The sequence below is a fragment of the Brucella pseudintermedia genome, assembly GCF_008932435.1.
Taxonomy (GTDB): Bacteria; Pseudomonadota; Alphaproteobacteria; order Rhizobiales; family Rhizobiaceae; genus Brucella; species Brucella pseudintermedia.
In genome coordinates, this window is record NZ_WBWE01000005.1 from 256,104 (window position 1) to 281,094 (window position 24,991).

Consider the following 24,991-nt stretch of genomic DNA (forward strand, 5'->3'; position numbering starts at 1 on the left):
GATGAGCGCGCTTTCGCTGAGCCGTTACCTTCCCGATTTTTCGACCCATCATATCGGTGATGAGGCGGTCGAGATCATTGCCGCGCCTCTGCCGCCGAAGCCGCTGAAGGAGATGCCCGCGCCGCAGGGCGTGAGCGAGGCGCAGAAGCGTGCGGTCTCCGCTGAACATTCTGTTGCCGCCGAGCAGGCGGAAGTCGCGGCCATCATCGCCAGTGAGGAAGAAAAGCGCGCTGCCTTTGAAGCAGGCCGCGAGGACGGGCACCGCGAAGCCGAGGCGCTTTACGAGGCCGAGAAGGCGCGGCTTCTGCGTGAGCACGAGGCCGAAATCGAAACGCTGCGCGCTGCATTCTCGCGTGAGCAGGCCCTGCTTCTGGCGGGAAGCCTGACCGAAGCGCTGGCTGCGCTGGAGCGCAGTTTTTCCGGCCAGATCGCCGAAATCCTGATGCCGTTGCTGGCGCAAAAGATGGAGCGCGAGGCGGTTGCGGAGTTTGCACGGCGCATTGCGGCGCTGGCGCTTGATGGCGAAGCGCCGGAAATTTCCGGTCCGGCGCGGTTGATCGCGCCGCTGCGGGATCATGCTGCCCTTCTGCCGTCCGGCTGCCGGTTTTCCGAAACCGGTGCGGACGAACTTTCCTTTTCCTTTGGCGAGCGGATGCTTGAAACGCGCATCGCGCCGCTTCTTGAAGAATTGAAGGCTGCGGTCCAATGAGCATCGATCCCGAAACCAAGCGTGAGATCATCATTGTTCGCCGTGGCGGGCATGACGACCATGACAGCCATCATGGCGGCGTGTGGAAGATCGCCTATGCCGACTTCATGACTGCAATGATGGCCTTCTTCCTCGTCATGTGGCTCATCAATGCCGCCAATGAGGAAACCAAGGCGGCGGTTGCCAGCTATTTCAATCCCGTCAAGCTGATGGACCGGCATTCAAGCCCCAAGGGCGTGCAGGATATCGAGGAAAAAGACGGCAAGGTTCGCTATGAAAGCGACCAGAAGATCGAAAACAGCACCAAGGTCATCAATGATACGACCGTTGCGCCGGTGAGCGAACAGGAAGAGCGCCAGCTTTTCCGCGAACCTTATGCGGTGCTGTCGGAACTGGCCCACGAAACCGGTGTTTTGCAGAACCAGTCGGCCAAGGGCGATGGCGGCACGTCGCAATCCGGTCCCGCAACGGGTGCCGAAGGCGGCGAAGCCTATCGCGATCCTTTCAGCCCGGACTACTGGTCGAGCAAGGCTGTCGGCGACCTGACCCCGCCGGATGCCGCGCCTGCCGCCCCGCCGAAGCCGGAAGCGGCCCAGCCGAAACCGGAAGAGGCTGCAAAGCCTGCGGAAGCGCCAGCAGAAACGCAAGAACAGCTCATCGCCGATCTGAAAAAGGCCGCAGAAGGCGAAACCGCGAAGGAAGATGCCGCGGCGAAGAAAGCCGAGCCGATGCCCGACGTGACGGTCGTTCCCGTCGATGGCGGCGTGATGATCCAGCTTACCGACAAGATCGACTACGGCATGTTCACCATCGGCTCCGCCAAGCCGGATGCCCGGGTGGTACAGATGCTGGAGCGTATCGCGCAGGTGATTTCCCGCCAGCCCGGCGAAGTCATCATCAGCGGGCATACGGATGCGCGCCCGTTCAAGAGCGCGACCTATGACAACTGGCGTCTTTCATCGGCGCGCGCGCAGATGGCCTATTACATGCTGGTTCGCGGCGGGCTTGACGAAAAGCGCGTGCTGCGCGTGGAAGGCTATGCCGACCGCCAGCCGAAGAACACCAACGATCCGAATGCGGCTGAAAACCGCCGCATCGATATTTTCCTCAAGTCCGCGCCATGAAGCAATATGGGAAGCGGTTCGCCACGCGCTCACTCCTGGCATGTGTTGCAGGCCTTTTCCTGACGGGAGCGGCCTTCGCACAAGCGCCAGCGTCAGCCGGGACCCGCACGCTGCCGGTGCTGGAACCCTACAAGCTCGTGCGGTCGCTGCGCATGTTGCAGGACCAGATTGTCGCCGGAAAGCCGGAAGCAGTCGTGATGCTCAACAAGCTTCTGGGCTTCGTCAGCGCGGATATGGGACGCGCGTCGGGCGAGGTCTGGAACAATCCGGAAAATGTCTACGCGGCGATCATCTATCTGTTCAATGGCGGCAATCCGGAAGCCGTGCGCAAGGTCCTGGCCGACCTCAAGACCGATGCCGTGCCGCCGGAACTGGTCAAGGGCGCGCTGGCCTATGCTTCCGGCCAGACGATTGAAGTTGTGAAGCTTTTTTCGGTGCCGCTGTCGCCTGATGTTCCGGCGGAACTGAAGGCATCCATCGTGCTTGTCACCGCCAGCCAGATGACAGCCTTCGATCCGGCGACGGCCTTGATGCGGCTCGACCAGGTGCGGCTCGACGCGCCCGGCACCTTGTTCGAGGAAGCGGCGATCCGCCGGTCGATGCCGATCGCAGCCCGGCTTGGCGACGCCGACAAGATCAGGCTTCTGGCGCGAAACTATCTCCAGCGCTTTCCCCGTTCGCCCTATATGCGTGATTTCATGGCGCAATTTGTCGATGCGGCGGTAAAGCTCAACGACCGTATCGGCAATGCGGAACTGGCAAGGCTGATCGGCTCGGCCGATCCGGTGATGCAATATTCGCTCTATCTGCAAATCGCGCGCGGAGCGCTTGTCGATGGCCAGACGGAGCGAGCGCGTTTCATGTCGGCGGAGGCGAAAAAGCTTGCCGACAAGCTGAAAACCGACCCGACCCGCGCCAATCTCTATGCGGCGGCAAGCGATGTGGCGTCGGATTCGGCGGGCAGCGCGCTGCGCGAACTGTCGCAGATTTCGCCCGACAAGCTGCAGGAGCCGGACCGCAAATTGCTGAAAGCCGCCGAAGCAGTCGGCACCGTCGTTACCCGTACGCCGGACGCTTCGCCGCCCGCAAAACCGGCGCTTACGGAAAAGGATGTGCCGCCGATGGCCGTGGCAAATTCGCCGGAAAACCGGGCCGAAAAGCCGGTTCCAGCTCCGGTCGCTGTCAACCAGAAACCGGCCAGAAACCAGCCGGAAGACGATTTGCAGAAGACGATGGAAGATGCGCGGCGCAAGCTTGCCGAAATCGATGCCTTGCTAGGAAAGACCGTTCAATGAGCGTTGATATTTTGCTGAATTCCACCAGCCGGCTTGCATCGCTCGCCCGAAATTCCGGTCCGTCGCAGGCAAAGACCGAAGGCGAGAACGAGGGGCAGTCCGACCCGGCGAAATTGTTCAGCTCGCTTCTGGAAAGGCCGCAAGGCAAGGTCGAAAAGAAGGATGAAAACGAGCCGGGAGCCAAGACGGACGAGGCTGAAAAGAGGGAGGAGGACGGCGCGACACCGGTTGCGATTTTCGCTCTGCCACAAAATATCCTTTCTTTGGACACATCCTCGCCCGATTTGAAGGGGGTCAATCACAATTTCGCCACAGGAAATTTCGCGAAAAACGACCAAAACCTCCCCGATCCGCTGTCTGCCTTAATTAAGGAGCACGACCCGGTAGAGGTCGAGGAGCAGGGCGGTGAATTGCCTGCCGCCGGTGCCGGACAGAAGAAGACAGTCGCTCAGGCGACCTTCCCGGCAAGCGCGAAAACCGATCAGCCGGTCAAGCAGGATGCACCGAAAGCAAGCGTCGACAATCAGACGGAAGCAGCGACGGACGACCTCGCCAGCCTTCTGAAAACGGATAAGGGTCAGGCGCAGCAGCAGACGGGGCAAACGCCTGACCGTGCCGATCTCCAGCCGCAGCCAGCCGCGAAGGGCAATGCGCCCGCAGACGTAAAAGTCTCCGCCGCGCCATCGCCGGGCGCGGCGCGGATCGCCGACATTCAGGTGGTGTCCGAACGCAGCTTCGGTCCGGTCAAGACCTTGCAGATCAGGCTCGATCCGGCGGAACTTGGGATCGTGACGGCACGCATCCGCGTGGCATCGGAAGGGGTCGAGGTGCATCTCGTCGCTGAAAAGACCCATGCGGCGGAAGCGCTCGCCGCTGACCGCTCGATGATCGAGAAAGCCCTGAAGGCGGCGGGGATAGCGGACGACGCGAAAATTTCCGTAACCGTTGCCGACCGCAACGCGGCAGGCGCGGTGCAACAGCCCCAGGCGTCGCAGAATGCAGGCCAGCAGCAGGCTTTCAACATGCAGCAGGGCTTTGACGGACGGAACGGCGCGCAGGCGCAGGCGGGTTTCATGGGCGGTGAGGGCAGGCGGAATGGCGAATCCGGTCAGGCAGGACAGGAGCGTTCGGACAGGCAAGCCGCGCAGGAAAGCGGCAACGGCATTGCTGGCAGTGATGGCCGCAATCGCGGTCTGGTTGTCTGATAGTCGCCCCACCCGCGCCGAAAATATCTGCGAGCGCGAGATGCACCGGGCATCGGCGCGCTACGATGTGCCGCTCGGCATTCTCTATGCGGTGGGGCTGACCGAAACCGGACGCAAGAATTCCCTGCAACCCTATGCGATGAACATCGAAGGGCGCGCCGAATTCATGCCGTCGCAGACGGCGGCGATAAGGCGTTTCAATGAGGTCCGGGCCGAAGGCGCAAAGCTGATCGATCTCGGCTGCATGCAGATCAACTATCACTACCACGGCAAGGAATTTCCATCAGTCGCCGCGATGCTGATGCCAAGCCTCAATGTCGACTATGCGGCGCGCTTCCTGAAGCAGCTTCGACAGCGCGAAGGCAACTGGACGATGGCGGTCGCGCGCTATCATGCGGGACCGAACAACGACCCCGCCCAGAAGCGTTATGTCTGCCGCGTGATGACGAATATGGTCGCCAGCGGCTTCGGAAACTGGACGGCTGCGGCGCGAAGCTTCTGCTTCGGCTGAGCCGAAAACCCGGGAAATTTTACAGGTTGTAACAGAGTGTCAGGTGCACCCATGTTGCGGGTGCTCAATTAACGGTTGCAGCCCTTGGCGGGAGCTGTTAAAGCGACCCGAATTTTAAGCCCTTGTAAAGAATCGTAAAAGTTTGTGAGCCGTTAACCTCCGGTTAAGGTTTCAACGGCTAAGGGGGCGGACGCGTTGCAATCAATGCGATTCCTTTTATTTTAGTATAAGCTAAAATGCCTCCCAATTTATTGCGGGCAATTAATTGCCATTGTTGCTGATTCCCTCCCCCAGTTATTGCTAGCGTGCTTGGGCTAACATATTGATTCGGAAGGCGGGCCGATGATCGTTGTCGTAGACGACAGAGATATTGTGACTGATGGATACTCATCCTGGTTCGGTCGCGAAGGCATCACGACAACAGGTTTTACCCCTACCGATTTCGATGAGTGGGTGGAGAGCGTTCCACAGCAGGACATCATGGCCGTCGAAGCCTTCCTGATCGGTGAATGTGCCGATCAGCACCGGCTTCCGGCCCGGATTCGTGAACGCTGCAAGGCGCCCGTGATCGCCGTCAACGACCGCCCGTCGCTTGAACATACGCTGGAGCTTTTTCAATCAGGCGTTGACGATGTTGTCCGCAAGCCGGTGCATGTGCGTGAAATCCTAGCGCGCATCAATGCCATCCGCCGCCGCGCGGGCGCGTCCGCCGCTTCCAGCGACAACGGCACCGAGCTTGGCCCGATCCGCGTTTTTTCCGATGGCCGCGATCCGCAGATCAACGGCGTTGATTTTCCGCTGCCGCGCCGCGAGCGCCGCATCCTGGAATATCTGATTGCCAATCGCGGCCGCCGTCTCAACAAGGCGCAGATTTTCAGCGCGATCTACGGCATTTTCGACAGCGAAGTCGAAGAAAATGTCGTCGAAAGCCACATCAGCAAGCTGCGCAAGAAGCTGCGCGAGCAGATGGGTTTCGATCCCATCGATTCCAAGCGCTTCCTCGGCTACTGCATCAATATCGAATGAGGTTGATGCATTCCGGCACCGCGATCTCCAGACGCGCGGGTGCCTTCGGTAAACCGGTCCCTTCAGTAAAAGCGTAAAAAATCCCAAGGCTACAGTTTCACGCAAGCGTGGCTCATTAGCTTTACCGCGGATGGGTGGGACGATTTGCCGATTCCATCGCTGGATTTTACGGATTCCGGTCCAGGATCTTCGGATTTTGGCCGGTGCTACAACCATGGTGCTACAACCAATCAGGAGCTGCCAATGAGCCTCTACGGTATGATGCGGACCGGTGTTTCGGGAATGAACGCGCAGGCCAACCGCCTGTCGGCGGTCGCTGACAACATCGCGAATGCAAGCACCGTCGGTTACAAGCGCGCCGAAACCCAGTTTTCGTCGCTGGTTCTGCCCAGCACCGGCGGACAGTATAATTCCGGCAGCGTGCTGACCAATGTTCGTTACGGCATTTCCGATCAGGGCGGCATCCGCTCCACATCGTCCACGACCGATCTTGCCATCGACGGCAACGGCTATTTCGTGGTGCAGGGCGCGGACGGCTCCACCTTCCTGACTCGCGCCGGTTCCTTCGTGCCCGACAAGAACGGCAATCTGGTCAATTCAGCCGGCTATTATCTTCTGGGCGCAGGCCCGAACGATCCCGCCGGCGCGCTGACCATCCCGGGCCTCAACATCATCAATGTCAACAGCGCCGCCCTTCCGGCGGAAGGTAGTACTTCGGGTACCTTTACCGTTAATTTGCCGTCTAGCGATCAGGTACCGGCGGCGGGCGAGTTCAATCACAAGACCTCGCTGATCTCCTATAATGATAAGGGCGAGAAGATCACGCTCGACGTCTATTTCAGCAAGACGGGCGCGGACGAATGGAGCGTCACGGTCAAGAACGCAGCCGACAATCAAGTCGTCGGCGGTCCGACCACTCTGACCTTCGATCCGACGACGGGCGCGATGACGTCGGCGGGCGACGTCACGGTCGATCTCGGGCCTTATGGCGGCCAGAGCCTCAGCCTCAATCTCGGCGCCTCGACCCAGCGCGCTGGCGACTACACGATCTCGCAGGCGCAGATCAACGGCCAGGCGCCTTCGGCCGTCAAGGGTGTGGATGTGGCCAATGACGGTTCGGTCGTCGCCATTTACGAGAACGGCACGCAGAAGGTTCTGGCACGCATTCCGCTCGCCAATGTCGCAAGCCCGGACCGCATGACGGTGGTGAGCGGCAACGTGTTCCTGCCGAGCGCTGAATCGGGCGATGTTCGCCTCGGTTTCCCGCAGAGCGACGGCATGGGCAAGGTCATGTCCGGCACGCTGGAGGAATCCAATGCCGATATCGCGCAGGAGCTGACCGACATGATCGAGGCGCAGCGCAGCTACACGGCCAATTCCAAGGTCTTCCAGACCGGCTCGGAACTGATGGACGTGCTGGTCAACCTGAAGAGATAGATTGAAGCGTTCCGGGAAAGGGTGGAAGCCTTTTCCCGGAATTGCCGTAAATCCGGCCCGCGCGGGCAACACGCAGCGGACCGGTCGCCTGGGGCGGTTTCGTTCCGGCGGAATGACGGGACGGGTTCCGGGCAGTTGTTTCAGCCGCATTTCCGGGGGGCCTGCTCCTCACCTTCACCGGGAATGCACTTGTAGGATGGGGTAAGATGTCGCTTAGTTCTGCTCTTCTGACAGCCAAAAGCTCGCTTGCGGCAACGTCCAAGCAGACCTCCGTTGTCTCCCGCAATATTGCGGGCGCCAACGATCCGGATTATTCCCGGCGCACCGCTTCTCTCGTATCGGGGCCTTACGGCTCGCTTTACGTGGGCATCAGCCGGTCGGCGGATGAGGCTTTGTTCAACAGGTTCATCCAGTCCAACAGCACGGCTTCCTCTTCTTCCATTCTCGCAGGCGGGCTTGACCGCCTTTCGTCGCTTTATTCGGCAGACAATTATTCCGGCTCGCCCTCGGCCCTGATCGGCGATCTGCGCGATGCGCTCCAGACCTATGCCGCATCGCCTTCCAACAGCGCGCTTGGCGACAGCGTGGTCTCGATAGCGCAGTCGCTTGCCAATGCGCTCAATGCCGGAACCAAGCAGGTCCAGTCGCTGCGCAACGATGCGGACCGGGAAATTGCGGATTCCGTCGCCAACATCAACGATCTTCTTGCCAAGTTCGAGAAGGTCAATCAGGAGATCGTCGGCGGCACCCGCGCCAATCGCGATGTGTCCGACTATATGGATCAGCGCGACGCGATCCTGAAGCAGCTTTCAGGCGAGATCGGCATCACCACCATGATGCGCGGCGACAATGACATGGTGATCTTTGCCGAAAACGGCGTGACGCTGTTCGAGACGACGGCGCGCAAGGTCAGCTTCGAGCAATCGACGGTGCTGGCGCCGGGCATTTCCGGCAAGGCGGTACTGGTGGACGGCGTGCCGCTCAATCATGAGACATTCGACCAGCCTTATGGAACGGGGCGGCTCAGCGGCTTGCTGCAACTGCGCGACCAGATCGCCCCGCAATACCAGATGCAGCTTGATGAGATTGCGCGCAATCTGGTGACGATGTTTGCCGAAAGCGACCAGACCGGCGTTGGCACCGACAAGACGGGCCTTTTCAGCTGGGGCGGATCGCCGGATGTGCCGGGCGCTGGCGTGACGGCGGGCATCGCAGGCAGCATCAAGGTGTCCTCTGCTTTCGTTGCGTCCGAAGGCGGCAGCGCGCTTTTGCTGCGTGACGGCGGGGCGAACGGGCCCGATTATAAGTACAATAGCGAAGGGGCTGCCGGGTTCAGCGACCGCCTGCGCGCGCTCAACGAGGCATTTTCCGAGCCGATGGCGTTCGATCCGGCGGCGGGTCTCGCCGCCAGCGCCAGCCTGACGGACTACAGCGCGTCATCGATCAGCTGGCTTGAGGGCAAGCGCCAGAAGGCCAACAGCGAATTCTCCTATAATGCGACGGTTGCCAGCCAGGCGGATGCAGCCCTCTCCAACGCCAACGGCGTCGACATGGACACCGAAATGGCGCTGCTTCTCGATCTTGAACATTCCTATCAGGCATCGAGCCGGGTGCTGACCACGATCAGCGCGATGCTCGACGATCTTCTCAACGCGGTGTGAGGCCAATGAAAGCGCAATCGATTTCCACTTACGGCGCAACGTCAGCCCTCCGGGCCCTTGTCGCGAAGAACAAGGCCGAGATGTTGAAAGCCCAACAGGAAGCGACCACGGGAACCGTGTTCGATGTCGGGCTGTCGCTTGGCTCGAAAGCCGGGCAGACCGTATCCTTGCGCAAGGAATATGACCGGCTGAGCGTGCTCACCGACATGAACAAGCTGGTGCAGCAGCGCATGAATGCGACGCAGACCGCAGCCGGCACGATCATCGAGAATACGCAGAACTTTTTGGGCGACCTGACGGGCGCCAACAACACCGCCGAAAGCGCTGCCACGATTGCCAAATCGGCAAAGTCCATTCTCAATTCCGTCACCGGCCTGCTCAACACCAGCTATAATGGCGAATATATCTTCGCCGGGGTGAACACCGATGTGAAGCCGGTTGCCGATTATACCGAAGGCAGCGCCGCACAGACGGCGGTGCGTCAGGCGTTCCAGAACCATTTCGGCTTCGCCATCGACGATCCGCAGGTGGCCAGCATCACCGGCGACGAGATGACGGCCTTTCTCGACGGCGATTTCGCTGATGAGTTCAACGATGCCAACTGGGCCGCGAACTGGTCGGATGCGTCGGATACGGTCATCAAGAGCCGCATTTCGCCGACCGAAACCGCCGATACCTCGATCTCTGCCAATGCCGACGGTTTTCGCAAGACGATCATGTCGGCGGTCATGGTGGCCGAATTTGCAACCATCGGCCTCAACAGCCAGGCTTTCGAAGCCCTGACCGAAAAGGCCATGCAGACCACGACGACGGCGATCACCGAAACGACCTCGGAACAGACGACGCTCGGTCTGGCGCAGTCGCGCACGCAGGCGGCGACGACGCGCATCGTGGCCCAGCAGAAGATCCTGAACCAGTCGGTGCTCAATCTTGAGGAAGTCGATCCTTATGAAGCGGCGACCCGCGTCAACGCGTTGAAGACGCAGATCGAGACTTCCTATTCGCTGACGGTGCAGCTGCAGAATATGAGCCTGCTCAACTATCTCAGATAGTTAAGGGGGAGGACGGCAGCATGATGCGAGACCGTCCGGACTGATAGACGGAGAAAACCATGTATCAGATGCGCTACGAAGATGTCATGACTGACGATATGGCGAGCGCTAGGGAACGGGAGCGGGCGCTGTTCGACCGTTCCATCGCGATGCTCGAAGCGGCGAGGGAAAACGGTTCCGGTTCGCGCGAGGGGATCGACGCGGCCTATTTCACCACGAAGCTCTGGACCACGATCATCGACGATCTTGGGTCAGAAGAAAACGTGCTGCCGAAGGAACTGAAGGCGGCGATCATTTCGGTGGGCATTTTCGTGCTGAAGGAGATCGAGCGCATCCGTCAGGGCGAAAGCAACGATTACGCCACGCTGATCGAGATCACCCAGTCGATCCGGGACGGACTTTGAAATGGCGTCCAACGGAAAACCGGCCATTCGCCTTTCGCTGCGCGCGGGCGAGCGAATCTTCATCAATGGCGCGGTGCTGAAAGCCGACCGCAAGGTCTCGCTCGAACTTCTGAACGACGCCACCTTCCTTCTGGAAAACCATGTTCTCCAGCCCGAAGACACGACCACGCCGCTGCGCCAGCTTTATTTCGCCGCGCAGATGATGCTGATCGAACCGGCCATGCGCGAAGAGGCGCACCGCACCTTCGCGCAGATGCTGAAGGGCATGTTCTCGGCGTTCAAGGATGCGGAAATCCTCAATGCGCTGAAGCTGGTCGATGAGCTGGTTCATAACGGGCGCGTTTTCGAGGCGCTCAAGACCATTCGCGCGCAATATCCACGCGAGGCCGAACTGATGGGCCTCGAAGCCCCGGCTTTGCCAGTGGCTCCAATCCGGAAATCTGCGGAGGCAAACCGATGACCACGACACCGCCGGTCGGCACCAACACGACGAACAACACCAATACGTCCAACAGCAATTCCGCGGCCAGCAAGGCAAGCGTCGATTACAATTCCTTCCTGAAGCTTCTGGTGACGCAGATGCAGAATCAGGACCCGACGCAGCCCATGGACGCGACGCAATATGTCTCGCAGCTTGCGACCTTCTCCAATGTCGAGCAGGCCGTGCAGATGAACAGCAAGCTTGAAACCCTGATCGCCAATACGTCGCTGACGCAGGCCGAAGGCTGGATCGGCCGCACGCTGACCAATGCCGATGGCAGCATTTCGGGCGTCGTGAAGTCCGTTACCATCCAGTCCAGCGGCATGCTGGCGGAACTGGAAGACGGCAAGACGCTGATGATCGGCCCCGGCGTCAAGATCAGCTAGGACCTGATGCGGTGAACGAGGCCGACGCGCTCGATATCGTCAATTCGGCAATCTGGACCGTGCTTATGGCAAGCGGCCCGGCGGTGCTTGCCGCCATGCTTGCGGGCATCGGCATCGCGCTTTTCCAGGCCTTGACGCAGATACAGGAAATGACGCTGACCTTCGTGCCGAAGATCATCGTCATCTTCGTCGTGCTGGCGCTTACCGCGCCCTTCGTCGGCGCGCAGATCAATTCGTTCACGCTGCTGGCCTATTCGCGCATTGAGAAGGGCTTTTAGCTGCTTTTTTAAAGCGCATCTTGCCCGAAAACCGCTTCGCACTTTTCGGGATGCGCTTCGCACAGCCTTCGCGCAAGCTTCGCACGCTAAGGTCCGTCCGCAAACAGGAGACGGACGTGCAGCAGGCAGCGGCTAAACCCTTTATAAAAGGCGGATTTCTAACCGGCAGCGACATGGGTCTGGCGGTTGGCATCATCATCATCCTGACGGTGCTTTTCCTGCCTGTCCCGGCGGTCGTGCTGGATATCGGGCTGGCGTTTTCCATCGCCTTTTCCGTCCTGATCCTGATGGTGGCGCTGTGGATTCAGCGCCCGCTCGATTTTTCCGCCTTTCCGACGGTGCTGCTGATCGCCACCATGATGCGATTGTCGCTGAACATCGCGACGACGCGCGTGATCCTCACCCACGGCAATGAAGGCTATCTCGCCGCCGGTCACGTGATCCATGGCTTCTCGCAATTCGTGATGGGCGGCGATTTCGTCATCGGCCTGGTCGTCTTCTGCATTCTCATCATCGTCAACTTCCTCGTCATCACCAAGGGCGCGACACGTATCGCGGAAGTGGGCGCGCGCTTCACGCTCGACGCCATTCCCGGCAAGCAGATGGCAATCGATGCCGATCTTTCTTCCGGCCTGATCGATGAAAAGGAAGCGCAGCGCCGCCGCCGTGAGCTGGAAGAGGAAAGCTCCTTCTTCGGCTCGATGGACGGTGCGTCGAAATTCGTGCGCGGCGATGCGATTGCGGGCCTTATCATCACCGCCATCAATATTTTTGGCGGCATCATCATTGGCGCCACGCGCCACGGCATGGATATTGCGCACGCGGCTGACGTCTTCACCAAGCTGTCGGTCGGTGACGGTCTGGTCACGCAGATTCCGGCGCTGATCGTCTCGCTCGCCGCCGGTCTTCTGGTGTCGAAGGGCGGCACGCGCGGTTCCGCCGATCAGGCGATCTTCGGTCAGCTCGGTGCTTATCCGAAGGCGCTTCTGGTGGCGGCAATGCTGCTTTTCGTCCTCGGCATCATGCCGGGCCTGCCAGCCTTCCCCTTCTTCATGCTGGGCGGCGCAATGGCCTTTGTCGGCATTGCCGTGCCGCGCCGTCAGGCGCGCCAGCGCGAGGCGGAAGCCAACGAGGCCGGCAAGAAGCAGCGCGAAGCGGAAGAGCAGGAGCGCAACTCCGTCAAGGCGTCGCTTGAAACCAACCAGATCGAGCTTTGCCTCGGCAAGCAGCTTTCCGCGCGGCTGATCGCCTCGCAGCAGGAACTGGCGCATCGCGTCAACAAGATGCGGCGCAAGTTCGCGCAGGAATACGGTTTCGTCATTCCCGAGATCAAGGTGACGGACGATATCGCGCTGCCACCGAAAAGCTACCGCATCAAGATACACGGCACGGCTGTCGCCAGCCACGAGCTGCGCGTCGGCGAAACGCTCGTCGTGCTGGGCGAGCGCCCGATCCCGTCCATTCCGGGCGAGGAAGTGCGCGAACCGGCCTTCGGCATGCGCGCCTATTCCGTGCCGGAAACCTTTGCGTCCGATCTGCGCCGCGACGGTTACATGACCGTGGACAATCTCTCGGTGCTGCTGACGCATCTGAGCGAAATCGTGCGCAACAATCTGGCCCAGCTTCTGTCCTACAAGGACATGCGTATCCTGCTGGACCGTCTGGGGCCGGAATATCGCAAGCTTCTGGAAGATATCTGCCCATCGCATATTTCCTATTCCGGCTTGCAGGCGGTGCTGAAGCTTTTGCTCGCCGAGCGCATTTCCATCCGCAACCTGCATCTGATCCTTGAAGCCATTGCCGAAATCGCGCCGCTCGTCCGCCGCCCGGAAATGATCGTGGAGCATGTGCGCATGCGCATGGCGCAGCAGATTTGCGGCGACCTTTCCGACAATGGCGTGCTGAATGTTCTGCGTCTCGGCAATCGCTGGGATCTGGTTTTCCACCAGAGCCTCAAGCGTGACGCCAAGGGCGAAATCGTCGAATTCGACATCGATCCGCGCCTGCTGGAACAGTTCGGCACGGAAGCCTCCACCGTCATCCGCAAGCATTTCGACAATGGCGAGCGCTTCGTGCTGGTGTCATCGCCGGAAGCACGGCCCTACATTCGCATGATCATCGAGCGGCTGTTCGCCACGCTGCCTGTCTTGTCCCATGTCGAAATCGCCCGTGGCGTGGAGGTGAAGTCGTTGGGCGCGATTTCGTGAGAGAACAGCGTTCTTCAATCCTCTGGTCTTCCGGTCCCTCGACCCTCGTCCTTCGAGACGGTTCCCTGAGCGGGGCTCAGGGAACCTCCTCAGGATGAGGGGGAGCGAGCGAGAGTTGGAGACGCGCCCGTGCATGCGCTCACGGCGCAGCTCCTTCGGGCCGAGGAAAAAGTCTTGGCGCCCACGCCCCTCATCCTGAGGAGCCATGCCGAGCTTGTCGAGGCTTGGCGTCTCGAAGGATCGAAGGATCGAAGGACGAGGGAGTAATTATTGCTTGATATGATGAAAGGGCCTTGAGTGCCTGTCGCGCAATTGCCGCTCAATGAAATCATCCTGGCCGCCATACTGGCGTTCTGCCGCATCGGCGCGTGCCTGATGCTGATGCCGGGGCTTTCGAGCGCGCGCATTCCGTTGCAGGTGAGGCTTTACATCGCGCTGGCCTGTTCCTTCGCGGTGCTGCCGCTGGTGCTGCAGCACATCGTCACCGTTGTCGATGCCGGGCAACCGTGGACCCTGTTCCGCCTGATGGCGAGCGAACTGTTCGTCGGCGCGGTCATCGGCATTCTGGCGCATATCTATTTCTGGGCGCTGCAATTCATGGCGAGCACGATGGCGGTTTCCGTCGGCTATTCCGGCTCCCCCGCCGATGCGATCACCGAAAGCGAACCGCAGGCGACACTTGCAACCATCGTCACCTTCAGCGCGCTGTTCCTGTTCTTCATCACCGACATGCATCTGGAAATTTTCCGGGCGCTGCTCAATTCCTATGTCGCGATTCCCGTTGACGGACAGTTCCGGCCCGATGCGGCGATGATCGATTTCACCGATGCGCTTTCGGCGGCTTTTCTGGCGACGCTGCGCATCGCGGCCCCCTTTATCGTCTTTGCGATCCTCGTCAATTTCGCCATCGGCCTCGTCAACAAACTGACGCCGACCATACCGGTCTATTTCGTGTCCATGCCATTCGTTCTGGGGGGAGGGCTGCTGGTGGTCTATTTCATCCTGCCGGAACTCCTGCGCTTCTTCACCAACGAAACTGCGACGCAGTTGCGCGAATTGTTCTGAGGCCGCGATGACCAATCCGCGCAATCTCAAGAAGCTGATTGAACTACAAAAGCTTGGCAGCGCCCGGCTGGAGCAGGCGCTTGCCGCAGCCAATGCGCGCAAGGGCGCGCTGGCGGAGGAGCGCGCGGCGCTGATTGCCATGCAGGACCGCCGCTATGACGGCGATGCGCTCAATATCGACCCATCGCTGCTGATCCGGCGTCTTGGCAACAATGCCGCCGAATCGCAGCAGCTTGAACAGCGGCTCGATGTGCAGCGCAAGGCGCTTTTGCAGGAGCAGCGGCGGGTTGAATTGCTGGAAGATCGCCTGACGGAGACCAGAAACGAGCGCGACCGGCGCGAACTTTCCAGTCTCATCGAGGAATTTATTAGCCGGAAAACGACAAATCGCCCGCAAGGCCCTGATTGAGCGCAAAAACGAGGCTGAACGCACGCACAAGTTTCAGTCAAGTTTGACCTATTATGGTGCACATAACAAACAAGGAGTGATGCATGGCGATCAACCCGCCGTCAGATCTGGTGATGGACGTGGCGCGCGCCGCCGATCCGCAAGCCTATCGCATGGCGGCGGAACGGTTGAGGGCACCGTCCGCATCGGGAACCATGGTGGCCTCTGGCGCCGGTGGGCTGACGCGGGATGGTTTCGCCAGCTTTTCCGACAGCCTCGCCGCTGGGGTCAGCGTGCGGCCGGATGCGCAGAATGCGGCCAACCCGGCCTATCGCAAGTTCGAGGCTTTCATGCTGCAATCCTTCGTGCAGTCGATGTTCACCAGCGACACGACGGCGACCTTCGGGAAGGGGATTGCCGGTGAATACTGGAAGTCCATGATGGCGGAAGCCATGGCAAACAAGATGGCGGATGGCGGCGGTGTCGGCATTGCCAGGTTGCTTGAGGAACAGGGGGCGCGCAACGGACGGCCAGATGCGCCGACGACGGTAGCCCTGGGAGACGCGATCAACAATCTGGGAGACCAGATGAGCGAGGACGCCGTTTCAAAGGACATTGTGCATGGCTTTGAACGCAAGCTCATTCAAAAGCAGCTGGAGCATGTCTCCCGAAAGTGGGAACCGGTTTCGGGATAAGGACATGCGGGAAAATGAAAAGATAGACATCAGCGACACGGACAGTGCGCGCGGCTGACTGGGCCGTAACGACAAGCGTCATAATTGAGGACCCCGAAATGACCGAGACAAGCTCTGAAAACAGCCTGCCAGAGGATTCGCTGATCGTCGCCATGACGAGCGAACCCGGTCAGGCGCTGGCAGAGGAACCGGCCGAGAACCCGACATTGAAGCCGGTCGTGCGGGCGATCCAGCGTCTGGAAGACGTGATCGATACGGAAACGCGCCTTCTGCTGGAAGGCGGCAATCCGGACCTCGCCGAAATCAACGCCCGCAAGAGCCGGGGGCTCTACGATTTCAACAAGGCGATCAAGAAAGCGGCCAGCGCTGCCGAACCGGCGGCGATGAAGCGCCTTCAGCCGCTGCTCGACAGCCTGAAGCACAAGCTTGAGAAGAATTGCGAGGCGCTGCAACTGCATCTGCGGGCGGTGGGCGAGCTGGCCGACCTCATTCGCGGCGCGCTGGAAACGCAGGAAGCCGACGGCACCTATTCCATGCAGAGCGCGAGGCTCGGTCACGCACGATGATCCGCATCATTGCCATCGGCCTGTGGATCTGCGCCGTCGCTTTCGGCTCGCTTTTCTTCGCCGTTCGCCAGAACGCCTCGCCCTCTGGCGAGGCGCAGGCCGCGACCGGCGGGTTCGGAGGCGTGGATTATGTGAAGACGGATGTGATGAGCGTGCCGATCTTCTCGAACGGCGGCGTCGCCGGCTATGTGGTCACGCAGCTTGTCTATACGGTCGATTCGAACATTCGCAAGAAGCTCAGCGTGCCGCTCGAATTCTTCATCAGCGATGAAATCTTCCGCAAGTTCTATGGCAGCTATTCGGATACCAAGGAGGTCGAGAAGGTGAGCTTCGAGGAAGTGCGCGCCTCGATCATCTCCGATCTCAATGCGCGGTTCCCCGAGCCGGTGATCAAGGACCTTCTGGTCGAGCAGTTCAACTATATTTCAGCCGAAGAAATCCGCGCCATGAATATGCGCGGCACGCCGCGCGCGCCCGCGAGCCAGGAGCCGGCAAAGCAGGCCGACGCCGGGTCTGCCGGTCACAGCGAATAATATTTCCCTGAAAGCTGGGCGAGGCGCTCTTCGTCGAGCGGCGTGACTGCCGGGTCGGACACAAGCTCCACCCCCATTTCGCGGCCATTGCGCCAGGCGACGCGGGCCAGAAGTGCGCGACCGTAATAATCGTCGAACAGCCAGAAACGCTCGGGCAGGGTGGGGACTTCGACGGTCCTCAGCTTGGCGCCATGGGGCGCGATATCGCTGAACTGGCATTCGATGATAAACCGCCCGTCGAGGCCCACGATCTTGCCCGAGCGCAGCCTTGTGCGCTGTCTTTCTTCCCTGCGACGTTCATGGGATGGCTTAACCCGCGCCATATCAAAATCTTACCTGCTGTTCCCCACCGCATCGGCCTGAAAATCGGAAAGGATTTTCAGAAAGCACGATGCGCAGTTTTAAGAGCCCAGTTTAGCAGGTTTCGATTGCCGATGCGTTACTTTTTGAGCCGGGAACCTTCGGGCATGGTTACCTTGAACAGGTTCGTATCTGTTTGAGTATGATCTTGTTCCGCATTTGCGAACGCAAAACCGCTTCGCACTTTTGGAAATGCTCTAGTGCTCGCCGCAAGCTTCGCAGAGGCCGCGCAGTTCCAGTGTCGTCTTGCGCGACTTGAACCCGTTCTGGAGGCTCCATGCGCTGACGAGGTTCTCGATCGCCGCGTCGGAAAACTCCGTCACCTGACCGCATTTCTCGCAGATCGCGAAAGCCACGAGTCCTTGCTGATGGCATTGCGGATGGGCGCAGGCAACGAAGGCGTTGAGGCTTTCAAGCCGATGGATCAGCCCGTAGTCAAGCAGCTTTTCCAGCGCGCGATAGACCTGCAGCGGCGCGCGAAAACCATCGTCGCGCAACTGGTCGAGGATCGTATAGGCGCTGAGCGGGCCATCCGCCTTCGACAGCACGTCGAAAACCAGTGTCTGATTGCGGGTCAGGTCCTGCGGGGCGTGATGATGGTGATGGGTGCTCATTGTCCAGCGATCCGTTTCGGTGATGCTTGTTCCCTCTTATGTAGGGGTAACAGGCTCAAAATGAAAATGGCAAGCGCCGCGACCACGATGGACGGGCCGGATGGCGTGTCGAAATGAATGGAGCCATAAAGCCCGCCGATCACCCCGGCAGCGCCGATCAGCGAGGCGAGGACGGCCATCTGTTCGGGCGTGGAGGAAAAGCGGCGTGCGGTTGCCGCCGGAATGATCAGCAGCGAGGTTATCAGGAGGATTCCCACGATCTTCATCGCGATGGCGATGACGATGGCGAGCAACAGCATGAAGACAATGCGCGACAAAGCCGGGTTCATGCCTTCGGCACGCGCTATGTCCTCGCTGACGGTGGCGGCGAGGAAAGGACGCCACAGCCAGGCCAGAACCGCCAGCACGAACACCCCGCCGCCATAGATGAAGGCGATATCCATGCGCGAAACGGCCAGAATGTCGCCGAACAGGAAGGACAGGAGGTCGACTCGCACCCATGTCATGAAGGCGACAAGGACGAGGCCAAGCGACAGCGTGGCGTGGGACAGGATGCCGAGGAGCGAATCCGCCGACAATGTATGGCGGCGCTGCAAGAGCAGCAGAACGGCGGAAATCGCCACCGCGACCGCGAAGACGCCGATCATCATATTGATGTCGAAAACGAGCGCCAGCGCCACGCCGAGAAGCGCGGAATGCGCCATGGTGTCGCCGAAATAGGCCATACGCCGCCACACGATGAAGCAGCCGAGCGGACCGGTGGTGAGCGCCAGACCGACACCGGCGATGATGGCGCGGGTGAAGAAGTCGTCAAGCACGGGGCGCGCTCCCTTCGTGGTGGTCATGGTCATGATGATGGCCGTCATCGGCATGGCAGTGATCGGTCACGGAACCATCTGCGTGCAGCACGCGCCCGTCAGGCAAGTGCGTGTGATCGTGATGATGCTCGTAAACGGCAAGCGGCCCGACGGCGCGGCTGCCGAACAGCCGCATATATTCAGGGCTTGCCGTCACGTCGCGCGGCGTGCCGCTGCAGCAGACATGGCCATTGAGGCAGATGACGCGGTCGGTTGCCGCCATGACCAGATGCAGGTCGTGCGAAATCAGAAGCACGCCGCAGCCGGTATCATCGCGCAGTTTCGCGATCAGCTCGTAAAGCGCGGCTTCGCCGGAAAAATCGACGCCCTGCACCGGCTCGTCCAGCACCATGAGGTCCGGCTTGCGGGCAAGCGCGCGCGCCATCAGCGCCCGCTGGAACTCGCCGCCCGACAGGTTGGCGATCTCGGCTTTTGCAAGATGCGGGATGCCCACCACTTCCAATGCCGCCTCGATATCCTTGCGCCCGAGAGGGCCGGTCAGCGTCATCAGGCGCTCGACCGAAAGCGGCAGCGTGCGGTCGATATTGATCTTCTGCGGCACATAGCCGATGCGAAGGCCCGGCAGATGGATCACATTGCCTTCGTCCGGCTTAAGGATATGCAGGGCCATCTTGGCGGCGGTGCTCTTGCCCGCGCCGTTCGGCCCGATCAGGGTCACGATTTCCCCGCGCTCGACGCTCAGGTCGACATTGCGCACAAGCCAGCGCCCGTCGCGATAGACGCCGGCGCCCTTCAGTTCGATCAATGTTTCCCGCGCCTTTTGGGCGGGGAGGGCGGTCTTCCTGCTCATCTGTTCCGGGCTTTTCCAAGTGTCATTGCCGTTGCACCACCCCGGCTGCAATTTTTGCAAATTTGGGGGTTGCCTCACCTTATGGCAGACGTTATAGCATAACGCAACAGACGTTATAAAATAACATATCACTTGAATATGATGTCCTTCATAAATCCCACAAGAGAGAGACCATGAAACATCTCCGCTCCCTCCTCCTCGCCTCGGCGTTTCTGGCCGGTGCCGCAAATATATCGCTTGCCGCAGAGCGCGAAGGCGTCGTCGTATCAATCAAGCCGCTCCATTCGATTGTGTCGGCGGTCATGCAGGGGGTGGGCGAGCCGAAGCTGATCGTGCAGGGGGCAGGTTCCGAGCATGTCTACAGCCTCAAGCCCTCCGACGCCGAGGCAATCGAGCACGCCAAGGTGATCTTCTGGGCCGGGCCGTCGATGGAAACCTTTCTCGACAAGCCCATCGACACGCTGGGCGAGGGCGCAAAGATTGTCGCGCTTGGCGATGCGGATGGCCTGACGAAGCTGAAGTTCCGTGAAGGCGGTCCGTTTGAAGCGCATGACCATGGACATGAAGGACACGATCATGCCGCCGAAGCTCCGGAGGCAGGGCACGGCCATGATCACGGGCATGACCATGGCCACAGTGAATTTGACCTGCATTTCTGGCTCGACCCGCAGAACGGAAAGGTTCTGGCGGCGGATATTGCGAAGACACTTGCTGAAAGCGACCCGGAACATGCCGCGCAATATGAGAAGAACGCAAAGGACTATGGCGAGAAGATCGACGCGCTGACGGCGGAAGTCGCCAACGAACTGGAGCCGGTCAAGGACAAGCCGTTCATCGTCTTCCACGATGCCTATCAATATTTTGAAAATCGCTTTGGCGTGAAGGCGGCCGGATCGATCACGGTCAGCCCGGAAAAGGCGCCGGGTGCGGCGCGCATCAAGGAAATTCACGACAAGATCAAGTCGCTCGGCGCAGCCTGCGTGTTCTCCGAACCGCAGTTCGAGCCGAAGCTGGTGAAAACCGTTATCGACGGAACGGATGCCAAAACCGGCGTTCTCGATCCTCTGGGTGCGGAATTGAAGGATGGGCCGGACCTTTATCCGCAGCTTATCCGCAATCTGGCGGATTCACTGAAAACCTGCCTGTCGAAATAACAACCGCAGCCGCTTTCCTTTGCTGGATGCCCCCGCATTCGGAAAGCGGCTGCAAATGTGCCGGGTTGCAACCTGCTTGAACTTGCGGGCGGCCCGGCACTCAAGAAACCGGAACAAGCGGAACAGGCTTCGTTCGTTGGCTTCGTGCCGGATCAAGCGCAAACCGCTTTACCCGTACATTTCAGGCGGCTTCAACCGCCTATTTTCACCATCAAAAATGTTACGATATAACATAAAGGAGATATGAATGCGTAGCTTTGTGAGGGCGCTTCAGGCCGGTGCCGTTTTGACTTTTCTTGCTCCGGCAGTAGCGGGTGCGCATGGCATCTGGATTGCCGAGCGTCATGGAACGCAGGCTGTTGTGTACGGCCATGGCGCAAGCGACGAGGCCTATGATCCGCAGAAGCTGAAGACGGTTACCGCCAAAGACGGGGACGGCAAGGATGTTGCCGTGAAGATCGAGCGGCAGGAAGATCATGCCCTGCTTGGCGTGCCCGGAAATGCGGTCGTGGTCAACGGCACATTCGACAATGGCTTCTGGGCCGAGGGTCCGGACGGCAAGTGGGTCAACAAGCCGAAGTCCGAGGTGCCGGGTGCGAAACAGTCCAGCCAGAGCCAGAAATTTGCCGTCGCCATTCTCGATCATCTGCGCAGGAAGCCCGAGCCGCAAGGCTTGCCGTTTGAAATCGTTCCCCTGATGGACCCGACGATTTTGGAGGCGGGTAACGAGCTTCCCGTGCAGGTTCTGCTTGACGGAAAGCCGGTGGAAGGCGTCGAGGTCACGGCGGATTATGTCAATGACAGCCACGCGGCACCGGCAAAGACCGACGCCGAAGGCATCGCCAAAATCAGGATTCGCAATGCGGGTCTCAATGTCGTTGCTGCGGGCCATTCCAAACCGCTGTCCGACTCAAGGGAAGCCGACAAGCTCAGCTATTTCACCACGCTGACCTTCAATCTCGATCAGCATCACCACGATTGATCCCTTCCAGTTTCATCAAGGAACGCAGTGATGAGAAAAAGACTGCCCGTCACCGTCCTGTCCGGCTTTCTTGGCGCCGGAAAGACGACGCTGCTCAATCACGTGCTCAACAATCGCGAGAACCGCCGCGTCGCGGTGATCGTCAACGATATGAGCGAAGTGAACATCGATGCCGCCCTCGTTCGGGAGGGCGGCGCCAATCTCTCCCGCACGGACGAGCAACTGGTCGAGATGACCAATGGCTGCATCTGCTGCACATTGCGTGACGATCTCTTGAAGGAGGTTTCGCAACTGGCGGCGCAGGGCCGCTTCGATTACCTGCTGATCGAGTCGACCGGCATAGCCGAGCCCTTGCCGGTCGCCGCCACGTTCGAGTTTCGCGACGAGAAGGGCAACAGTCTTTCCGATGTCGCCCGGCTCGATACGATGGTGACGGTTGTGGATGCAGCCAACCTGCTGAAGGACTATGCGTCGAGCGACTTCCTGCGCGATCGCGGCGAATCCCTCGGCGCGGAGGACGAGCGCACGCTTGTCGACCTTCTGGTCGAGCAGATCGAGTTCGCAGACGTCGTGGTGTTGAACAAGATATCGACCGCTTCACAGGAAGAGCGTGATCTTGCCCGCAAGGTCATCCGCTCGCTCAATCCCGATGCCCGCATCGAGGAGGCCGATTTCGGTGACGTGCCGCTCGACGCCATACTGGACACGAGGCTCTTCGACTTCAACAAGGCGCATGAACATCCGCTCTGGTACAAGGAGCTGCACGGCTTTGCTGCGCACACACCCGAGACGGAGGAATATGGCGTTCGCTCCTTTATCTATCGCGCGCGGCGTCCCTTCGATCCCGAAAGGTTCCAGTCTTTCATCGACAAGGGCTGGCCGGGTGTGGTGCGGGCGAAGGGCTTCTTCTGGCTGGCGACAAGGCCGGATTTCGTTGGCGAAATCAGTCAGGCTGGCGCCTTGGTGCGCACGGGAAAAAGGGGCCGCTGGTGGTCGTCCGTGCCCAGGCAATACTGGCCGGAGGAACCCGAATGGCAGCGCGCCATGGAGCCGTATTTCCATAAGGTCTGGGGCGACCGGCGTCAGGAGATCGTTTTCATCGGCGTCGATCCGATGCGGGAAGACGCGCTCATCGATGCGCTGGACCAGTGTCTCCTTGAGGAAGAAGACTTCGTGCCGGAGCGCTGGTCGGGGCTGAACGATCCGTTTCCGAACTGGTCGCCAGCCTGAAGCCTATTTCGACAGTGAGACTATATCCATGGCCCTGCTGTCGGCCAGCGTTCGGTGATCCAGAACGCTGGCGATGGCTTCGCGCACGTCGAGCATCATATGGCGCACCTCGCATTCGTCCTCATCGCAATCGTCGCAAGGGCGATAGTCCGTCTTGCTGGCGCAGGCGATGGGCGCAAGCGCGCCATCAAGCGCGCGGATGATATTGCCGATGGCGATCTCGTTCGCCGGGCGGGCAAGGCAGAAGCCGCCGCCCTTGCCCTTGCGGCTCAGGACGAAACCGGCATTGCGAAGCTCGGTAAAAATATTGTCGAGAAACTTGCGCGGTATATGGTGCTTTTCGGCGATCTCGCTGGCGGAAACCAGTTGCCCATCGGTAACGCCCGCCAGATGTACCATGGCTTTCAGGCCATATTTGCCCTTTTTGGTCAGCATGCCACCCCTGTGGGGCATTTCCTCGAAGAACCGAAACCGCCTTCGTCCGGAAATGCACGAAAAGAAATACGCAACACACGCCGCCAGCAAAACCGGCGCCGTTCGCAACACAAGGCCAAAGCCCGTTTCCCGGAAGTTAGGCGGTAAACCCGGCTGCGACAAGTGTTTTTGCCGCCAGCGGTCAATCGCGACCGTTCTCCAGCAAAGCGAGGGATAATGCGCCCTGCAATGCATTGCCGAGCGGAGGTCGGTAGAGTTCACGATGCGGGAGGAAGGGCAGTGCCGCATAGGATGAGGCAAGGCCCCCCGTCAGGCTAAACCGGCCAAGCCTCTCTATGTCGAGCCGTTGCAGGCCGCGGCCTATATAAGTGCAGGCGCGTTGCAGGATCGAAATGCCAAGCGCGTCCCCCTTGTGCGCATATTCGAAGACGGTAGGCGCGAAGGCGGCGTAGTCCGCAGCCGTTGCCGTGCGCGAAAAGGCGATAATCCGACGAAGCTCGCCGCCGAACCGGGCCAGCACGGCGTCAACGAGTTCCGTGCGTTCCGCCATTCCGTCCAGGGCAAGCAGCGTTTCTTCAAGCAGTTCGCGGCCAAGCCGCGCGCCGCCCGCCTGATCGCTCAACATGAAGCCGCGACCGCCGACAATCTCGAAAGCCTCTCGTTCCCTTTTGACGAAGACCGAACCGGTGCCGAGAATGACAATCGCGCCATCGTCCTTGCCGAGCGCACCTTGCAGGGCGGTCACAGCGTCGGAAACGATCTTCACCCTGCCGAAAGGGAGTTGGCGCTCCACACTGCCCTTGTCGGCAAGCGAATTTGCGCCTGCGAGCCCCAGCACCGCGCAGGTCTCTCTTAGTATGGCGACATCGAGCCCCGCGTCCTGCACGGCCTGTTTCGCTGCGCGCACGATATTGTCCAGTGCCGTTGCCGGGTCGGCGCCGATATTGGCGGGGCCGCTGGTTCCCCGGCCTAGGGCCGCGCCATCGCGGTTGGCCAGCAGCGCCCGGCATCCGGTGCCGCCGCCATCGACCGCCAGAATATAGGGCATAGGCTTCATGTTCTTCACCCGATTGTCATGCCAACCGTCACGGAATCGTCGCAACTGTGCGAATCGCCAGTTTTTCACGGTTGAAATTTGGTTAAAAAGGACCATATTGGCTGTGGAAAGAAAATTCCTATTTTTTTGAGAAACTGCGTTGACAGTTTTGATTGGTGGGGTCTATATGGCGCCACAACGAGGGCGGCGGCGCCGCAAGCGGCAGGCTGATGCGTCCTTGGAGTTGGTTGAAAGAGTTGGGCAGTGATGTTTGATTTGAGTAGGCTGGCGGCGTTGACGGGGCGGAAGTTCTGTTGATGTTGGAAGAAAAGAGCTTCGATTAAGTTTGTGATTTTCTTCTAAAAAAAGTGGTTGACAGGTTGGTTTGACTGATCTAGAAGCCCGGCACCGCAGACGAGGCGCTGATGAGGATTTGACCTTCGGGTTGAGTGATGATCGCGGGTTTGTTGAGCGGGTGAGATTTTTGAC

Annotated in this window: 28 protein-coding genes; 22 read left to right on the top strand and 6 right to left on the bottom strand. The window is 60.0% G+C overall.

Features of this window, described 5'->3' with window-relative positions; all coding sequences use genetic code 11:
• Nucleotide 1 precedes the first annotated feature (1 nt).
• From F9K78_RS09120 to F9K78_RS09210, 19 genes are all read left to right on the top strand, one after another.
• Nucleotides 2-709 carry a hypothetical protein gene (locus tag F9K78_RS09120; protein WP_121983504.1) on the top strand — a complete coding sequence of 236 codons (708 nt, stop codon included), beginning with the start codon at nucleotides 2-4 and terminating at the stop codon, nucleotides 707-709.
• Nucleotides 706-1,833, top strand: a complete 1,128-nt coding sequence (locus F9K78_RS09125; protein WP_121983505.1) for a flagellar motor protein MotB — start codon at nucleotides 706-708, stop codon at nucleotides 1,831-1,833. Before F9K78_RS09120 ends, F9K78_RS09125 begins: the two co-directional genes overlap by 4 nt.
• Nucleotides 1,830-3,128, top strand: a complete 1,299-nt coding sequence (locus F9K78_RS09130) for a chemotaxis protein (protein WP_121983506.1) — start codon at nucleotides 1,830-1,832, stop codon at nucleotides 3,126-3,128. The genes F9K78_RS09125 and F9K78_RS09130 overlap by 4 nt, the downstream gene beginning before the upstream one ends.
• On the top strand, nucleotides 3,125-4,333 hold the full coding sequence (locus F9K78_RS09135) for a flagellar hook-length control protein FliK (protein ID WP_121983507.1): 1,209 nt from the start codon (nucleotides 3,125-3,127) through the stop codon (nucleotides 4,331-4,333). The genes F9K78_RS09130 and F9K78_RS09135 overlap by 4 nt, the downstream gene beginning before the upstream one ends.
• Nucleotides 4,305-4,844: a transglycosylase SLT domain-containing protein gene (locus F9K78_RS09140; RefSeq protein ID WP_121983508.1), complete on the top strand. Its 540-nt coding sequence runs from the start codon at nucleotides 4,305-4,307 to the stop codon at nucleotides 4,842-4,844. Before F9K78_RS09135 ends, F9K78_RS09140 begins: the two co-directional genes overlap by 29 nt.
• A gap of 342 nt (nucleotides 4,845-5,186) precedes the next feature.
• Nucleotides 5,187-5,870: a flagellar transcriptional regulator FtcR gene (gene ftcR / locus F9K78_RS09145; RefSeq protein ID WP_121985405.1), complete on the top strand. Its 684-nt coding sequence runs from the start codon at nucleotides 5,187-5,189 to the stop codon at nucleotides 5,868-5,870.
• A gap of 243 nt (nucleotides 5,871-6,113) precedes the next feature.
• Nucleotides 6,114-7,307 carry a flagellar hook protein FlgE gene (locus F9K78_RS09150; RefSeq protein ID WP_121983510.1) on the top strand — a complete coding sequence of 398 codons (1,194 nt, stop codon included), beginning with the start codon at nucleotides 6,114-6,116 and terminating at the stop codon, nucleotides 7,305-7,307.
• Between the two features lie 206 nt (nucleotides 7,308-7,513).
• Nucleotides 7,514-8,968, top strand: a complete 1,455-nt coding sequence (gene flgK / locus F9K78_RS09155; RefSeq protein ID WP_121985404.1) for a flagellar hook-associated protein FlgK — start codon at nucleotides 7,514-7,516, stop codon at nucleotides 8,966-8,968.
• 5 nt (nucleotides 8,969-8,973) lie between these two features.
• The gene (locus tag F9K78_RS09160) at nucleotides 8,974-10,020 is read left to right on the top strand and encodes a flagellar hook-associated family protein (protein ID WP_121983512.1); all 1,047 of its coding nucleotides are present in this window, start codon (nucleotides 8,974-8,976) and stop codon (nucleotides 10,018-10,020) included.
• Nucleotides 10,021-10,079: 59 nt separating this feature from the next.
• Nucleotides 10,080-10,424 carry a flagellar biosynthesis regulator FlaF gene (gene flaF, locus F9K78_RS09165; protein ID WP_121983513.1) on the top strand — a complete coding sequence of 115 codons (345 nt, stop codon included), beginning with the start codon at nucleotides 10,080-10,082 and terminating at the stop codon, nucleotides 10,422-10,424.
• Nucleotide 10,425: 1 nt separating this feature from the next.
• Nucleotides 10,426-10,884, top strand: coding sequence for a flagellar biosynthesis repressor FlbT (flbT, locus tag F9K78_RS09170; RefSeq protein ID WP_121983514.1), 459 nt, complete (start codon nucleotides 10,426-10,428; stop codon nucleotides 10,882-10,884).
• On the top strand, nucleotides 10,881-11,291 hold the full coding sequence (flgD, locus tag F9K78_RS09175; protein WP_121983515.1) for a flagellar hook assembly protein FlgD: 411 nt from the start codon (nucleotides 10,881-10,883) through the stop codon (nucleotides 11,289-11,291). Before flbT ends, flgD begins: the two co-directional genes overlap by 4 nt.
• A gap of 11 nt (nucleotides 11,292-11,302) precedes the next feature.
• Entirely contained in the window at nucleotides 11,303-11,569 is a 267-nt protein-coding gene (fliQ, locus tag F9K78_RS09180) for a flagellar biosynthesis protein FliQ (protein WP_006469393.1), read from the top strand.
• A 50-nt stretch (nucleotides 11,570-11,619) separates the two neighbouring features.
• Nucleotides 11,620-13,776, top strand: a complete 2,157-nt coding sequence (gene flhA, locus F9K78_RS09185) for a flagellar biosynthesis protein FlhA (RefSeq protein ID WP_174813392.1) — start codon at nucleotides 11,620-11,622, stop codon at nucleotides 13,774-13,776.
• A 297-nt stretch (nucleotides 13,777-14,073) separates the two neighbouring features.
• Nucleotides 14,074-14,841, top strand: coding sequence for a flagellar biosynthetic protein FliR (gene fliR / locus F9K78_RS09190; RefSeq protein ID WP_121983516.1), 768 nt, complete (start codon nucleotides 14,074-14,076; stop codon nucleotides 14,839-14,841).
• Between the two features lie 7 nt (nucleotides 14,842-14,848).
• Nucleotides 14,849-15,250: a hypothetical protein gene (locus tag F9K78_RS09195; protein ID WP_121983517.1), complete on the top strand. Its 402-nt coding sequence runs from the start codon at nucleotides 14,849-14,851 to the stop codon at nucleotides 15,248-15,250.
• An 83-nt stretch (nucleotides 15,251-15,333) separates the two neighbouring features.
• On the top strand, nucleotides 15,334-15,924 hold the full coding sequence (locus tag F9K78_RS09200; protein WP_121983518.1) for a rod-binding protein: 591 nt from the start codon (nucleotides 15,334-15,336) through the stop codon (nucleotides 15,922-15,924).
• Nucleotides 15,925-16,022: 98 nt separating this feature from the next.
• Entirely contained in the window at nucleotides 16,023-16,490 is a 468-nt protein-coding gene (locus F9K78_RS09205; protein WP_121983536.1) for a flagellar protein FlgN, read from the top strand.
• On the top strand, nucleotides 16,487-17,023 hold the full coding sequence (locus F9K78_RS09210) for a hypothetical protein (RefSeq protein ID WP_121983519.1): 537 nt from the start codon (nucleotides 16,487-16,489) through the stop codon (nucleotides 17,021-17,023). The genes F9K78_RS09205 and F9K78_RS09210 overlap by 4 nt, the downstream gene beginning before the upstream one ends.
• Here the strand turns inward: F9K78_RS09210 and F9K78_RS09215 are convergent.
• From F9K78_RS09215 to F9K78_RS09230, 4 genes are all read right to left on the bottom strand, one after another.
• Nucleotides 17,011-17,346, bottom strand: coding sequence for a PilZ domain-containing protein (locus F9K78_RS09215; protein ID WP_006469386.1), 336 nt, complete (start codon nucleotides 17,344-17,346; stop codon nucleotides 17,011-17,013). The genes F9K78_RS09210 and F9K78_RS09215 overlap by 13 nt on opposite strands.
• A 234-nt stretch (nucleotides 17,347-17,580) precedes the next feature.
• Nucleotides 17,581-17,997 (bottom strand): Fur family transcriptional regulator, encoded by a 417-nt coding sequence (locus tag F9K78_RS09220; protein ID WP_121983520.1) that lies wholly within the window; start codon nucleotides 17,995-17,997, stop codon nucleotides 17,581-17,583.
• Complete coding sequence (gene znuB / locus F9K78_RS09225) at nucleotides 17,994-18,848, bottom strand: zinc ABC transporter permease subunit ZnuB (RefSeq protein WP_121983537.1); 855 nt, start codon at nucleotides 18,846-18,848, stop codon at nucleotides 17,994-17,996. Before znuB ends, F9K78_RS09220 begins: the two co-directional genes overlap by 4 nt.
• Entirely contained in the window at nucleotides 18,808-19,665 is an 858-nt protein-coding gene (locus tag F9K78_RS09230) for an ATP-binding cassette domain-containing protein (protein WP_121983521.1), read from the bottom strand. Before F9K78_RS09230 ends, znuB begins: the two co-directional genes overlap by 41 nt.
• A gap of 173 nt (nucleotides 19,666-19,838) precedes the next feature.
• Between F9K78_RS09230 and znuA the strand changes: the two genes are divergently transcribed.
• From znuA to zigA, 3 genes are all read left to right on the top strand, one after another.
• Nucleotides 19,839-20,819 (top strand): zinc ABC transporter substrate-binding protein ZnuA, encoded by a 981-nt coding sequence (gene znuA / locus F9K78_RS09235; RefSeq protein WP_121983522.1) that lies wholly within the window; start codon nucleotides 19,839-19,841, stop codon nucleotides 20,817-20,819.
• Nucleotides 20,820-21,066: 247 nt separating this feature from the next.
• Complete coding sequence (locus F9K78_RS09240; RefSeq protein ID WP_121983523.1) at nucleotides 21,067-21,801, top strand: DUF4198 domain-containing protein; 735 nt, start codon at nucleotides 21,067-21,069, stop codon at nucleotides 21,799-21,801.
• A gap of 30 nt (nucleotides 21,802-21,831) precedes the next feature.
• Nucleotides 21,832-23,031: a zinc metallochaperone GTPase ZigA gene (zigA, locus tag F9K78_RS09245; RefSeq protein WP_121983524.1), complete on the top strand. Its 1,200-nt coding sequence runs from the start codon at nucleotides 21,832-21,834 to the stop codon at nucleotides 23,029-23,031.
• Between the two features lie 3 nt (nucleotides 23,032-23,034).
• On the opposite strand, the gene F9K78_RS09250 is transcribed toward zigA, so the two are convergent.
• Nucleotides 23,035-23,466: an RrF2 family transcriptional regulator gene (locus tag F9K78_RS09250; protein WP_121983525.1), complete on the bottom strand. Its 432-nt coding sequence runs from the start codon at nucleotides 23,464-23,466 to the stop codon at nucleotides 23,035-23,037.
• 181 nt (nucleotides 23,467-23,647) lie between these two features.
• Nucleotides 23,648-24,514 (bottom strand): glucosamine kinase nucleotide-binding domain-containing protein, encoded by an 867-nt coding sequence (locus tag F9K78_RS09255; RefSeq protein WP_121983526.1) that lies wholly within the window; start codon nucleotides 24,512-24,514, stop codon nucleotides 23,648-23,650.
• Between the last annotated feature and the right edge of the window lie 477 nt (nucleotides 24,515-24,991).

Bases quoted from the DNA above. Each gene is read 5' to 3' on its own strand.
- F9K78_RS09120 (WP_121983504.1), top strand. From the start codon at position 2: ATGAGCGCGCTTTCGCTGAGCCGTTACCTTCCCGATTTTTCGACCCAT.
- F9K78_RS09125 (WP_121983505.1), top strand. From the start codon at position 706: ATGAGCATCGATCCCGAAACCAAGCGTGAGATCATCATTGTTCGCCGT.
- F9K78_RS09130 (WP_121983506.1), top strand. From the start codon at position 1,830: ATGAAGCAATATGGGAAGCGGTTCGCCACGCGCTCACTCCTGGCATGT.
- F9K78_RS09135 (WP_121983507.1), top strand. From the start codon at position 3,125: ATGAGCGTTGATATTTTGCTGAATTCCACCAGCCGGCTTGCATCGCTC.
- F9K78_RS09140 (WP_121983508.1), top strand. From the start codon at position 4,305: ATGGCCGCAATCGCGGTCTGGTTGTCTGATAGTCGCCCCACCCGCGCC.
- ftcR (WP_121985405.1), top strand. From the start codon at position 5,187: ATGATCGTTGTCGTAGACGACAGAGATATTGTGACTGATGGATACTCA.
- F9K78_RS09150 (WP_121983510.1), top strand. From the start codon at position 6,114: ATGAGCCTCTACGGTATGATGCGGACCGGTGTTTCGGGAATGAACGCG.
- flgK (WP_121985404.1), top strand. From the start codon at position 7,514: ATGTCGCTTAGTTCTGCTCTTCTGACAGCCAAAAGCTCGCTTGCGGCA.
- F9K78_RS09160 (WP_121983512.1), top strand. From the start codon at position 8,974: ATGAAAGCGCAATCGATTTCCACTTACGGCGCAACGTCAGCCCTCCGG.
- flaF (WP_121983513.1), top strand. From the start codon at position 10,080: ATGTATCAGATGCGCTACGAAGATGTCATGACTGACGATATGGCGAGC.
- flbT (WP_121983514.1), top strand. From the start codon at position 10,426: ATGGCGTCCAACGGAAAACCGGCCATTCGCCTTTCGCTGCGCGCGGGC.
- flgD (WP_121983515.1), top strand. From the start codon at position 10,881: ATGACCACGACACCGCCGGTCGGCACCAACACGACGAACAACACCAAT.
- flhA (WP_174813392.1), top strand. From the start codon at position 11,620: ATGCGCTTCGCACAGCCTTCGCGCAAGCTTCGCACGCTAAGGTCCGTC.
- F9K78_RS09195 (WP_121983517.1), top strand. From the start codon at position 14,849: ATGACCAATCCGCGCAATCTCAAGAAGCTGATTGAACTACAAAAGCTT.
- F9K78_RS09200 (WP_121983518.1), top strand. From the start codon at position 15,334: ATGGCGATCAACCCGCCGTCAGATCTGGTGATGGACGTGGCGCGCGCC.
- F9K78_RS09205 (WP_121983536.1), top strand. From the start codon at position 16,023: ATGACCGAGACAAGCTCTGAAAACAGCCTGCCAGAGGATTCGCTGATC.
- F9K78_RS09210 (WP_121983519.1), top strand. From the start codon at position 16,487: ATGATCCGCATCATTGCCATCGGCCTGTGGATCTGCGCCGTCGCTTTC.
- F9K78_RS09215 (WP_006469386.1), bottom strand. From the start codon at position 17,346: ATGGCGCGGGTTAAGCCATCCCATGAACGTCGCAGGGAAGAAAGACAG.
- F9K78_RS09220 (WP_121983520.1), bottom strand. From the start codon at position 17,997: ATGAGCACCCATCACCATCATCACGCCCCGCAGGACCTGACCCGCAAT.
- znuB (WP_121983537.1), bottom strand. From the start codon at position 18,848: ATGACCATGACCACCACGAAGGGAGCGCGCCCCGTGCTTGACGACTTC.
- F9K78_RS09230 (WP_121983521.1), bottom strand. From the start codon at position 19,665: ATGAGCAGGAAGACCGCCCTCCCCGCCCAAAAGGCGCGGGAAACATTG.
- znuA (WP_121983522.1), top strand. From the start codon at position 19,839: ATGAAACATCTCCGCTCCCTCCTCCTCGCCTCGGCGTTTCTGGCCGGT.
- F9K78_RS09240 (WP_121983523.1), top strand. From the start codon at position 21,067: ATGCGTAGCTTTGTGAGGGCGCTTCAGGCCGGTGCCGTTTTGACTTTT.
- zigA (WP_121983524.1), top strand. From the start codon at position 21,832: ATGAGAAAAAGACTGCCCGTCACCGTCCTGTCCGGCTTTCTTGGCGCC.
- F9K78_RS09250 (WP_121983525.1), bottom strand. From the start codon at position 23,466: ATGCTGACCAAAAAGGGCAAATATGGCCTGAAAGCCATGGTACATCTG.
- F9K78_RS09255 (WP_121983526.1), bottom strand. From the start codon at position 24,514: ATGCCCTATATTCTGGCGGTCGATGGCGGCGGCACCGGATGCCGGGCG.